Origin of the sequence: Thiolapillus sp., assembly GCF_048562965.1 — a bacterium.
Lineage (GTDB): Bacteria > Pseudomonadota > Gammaproteobacteria > Chromatiales > Chromatiaceae > Thiolapillus > Thiolapillus brandeum_A.
Map to the genome: position 1 here is coordinate 1 of NZ_JBHNMF010001154.1, position 822 is coordinate 822.

General features: G+C 48.3%; 2 protein-coding genes. Both read left to right on the top strand.

Annotated elements, in window-relative coordinates:
- The first annotated feature begins 98 nt into the window (after positions 1-98).
- The gene (locus ACOCD2_RS22975) at positions 99-380 is read left to right on the top strand and encodes a BrnT family toxin (protein WP_293649545.1); all 282 of its coding nucleotides are present in this window, start codon (positions 99-101) and stop codon (positions 378-380) included.
- Entirely contained in the window at positions 373-681 is a 309-nt protein-coding gene (locus ACOCD2_RS22980; RefSeq protein WP_293649547.1) for an antitoxin, read from the top strand. Before ACOCD2_RS22975 ends, ACOCD2_RS22980 begins: the two co-directional genes overlap by 8 nt.
- Positions 682-822 lie beyond the last annotated feature (141 nt).

Here is an 822-nt window from a genome sequence, read left to right on the forward strand (position 1 = left end):
GCGGCCTCGCGGCTACTGGGGACTACCAGCCTTCGCTTCGCTCTCCATGGCTGGCAGCGAAAGAAGACAAAAGGCACACGTTGCGCTAGACTTCAGGGATGAAAACCTTTGCATGGAATTCAGAGAAGAATTATCTTCTCAAGGCAGAACGGGGCATTTCCTTTGAAGAGGTTGTGCTGAATATCCAGCTCGGGAACGAAGTCGACATCTTCGAACACCCGAATCAAGAACGATATCCAGGCCAACAAATCTCCGTTGTTGTCATTGAGGGCTACGCCTACCTCGTTCCGTTCGTTGAGAACGAGGAGGAAATCTTCCTGAAAACCATCATTCCCAGCCGAAAGGCTACTAAACAGTATCTTGGTGGTTCAGATGAATAACCTCAATCCTGAAGAAAAGGAAATCCTGGAAGCCTTCGAAAGCGGCCAACTCAAGCGGCCCAAAGGGGCCTCGGAAAAAATTGCGGAGCATCAAAAAGCTGCCGAGGCAACGTTCAAGAAAGATGCTCGTATCAATATTCGCCTGTCTTCCAGGGATCTCAGGGCACTTCAGGCCCGCGCCCTGAAAGAAGGCATTCCATATCAAACGCTGGTATCCAGCGTGCTTCATAAGTTCGTGGATGGCCAGCTTGTCGATAAAGCGGCTAACACAAATGAGCCTCCTCCCGTCAACAGGCAATAGAACACCTGCTCTTTAACAACAACCTGAATCCGTAACTTAGTGAACAGTAATAATGCCCTAATTCTCGGAATACAAAAGGATATTTGTTAAAATGTGGGCTTATGAAACATCACCCAGCAGGTGAAGCAATGAAACGTTTCA

Excerpts from the sequence above, each read along its gene's own strand:
- ACOCD2_RS22975 (WP_293649545.1), top strand. The coding sequence starts at position 99 with ATGAAAACCTTTGCATGGAATTCAGAGAAGAATTATCTTCTCAAGGCA.
- ACOCD2_RS22980 (WP_293649547.1), top strand. The coding sequence starts at position 373 with ATGAATAACCTCAATCCTGAAGAAAAGGAAATCCTGGAAGCCTTCGAA.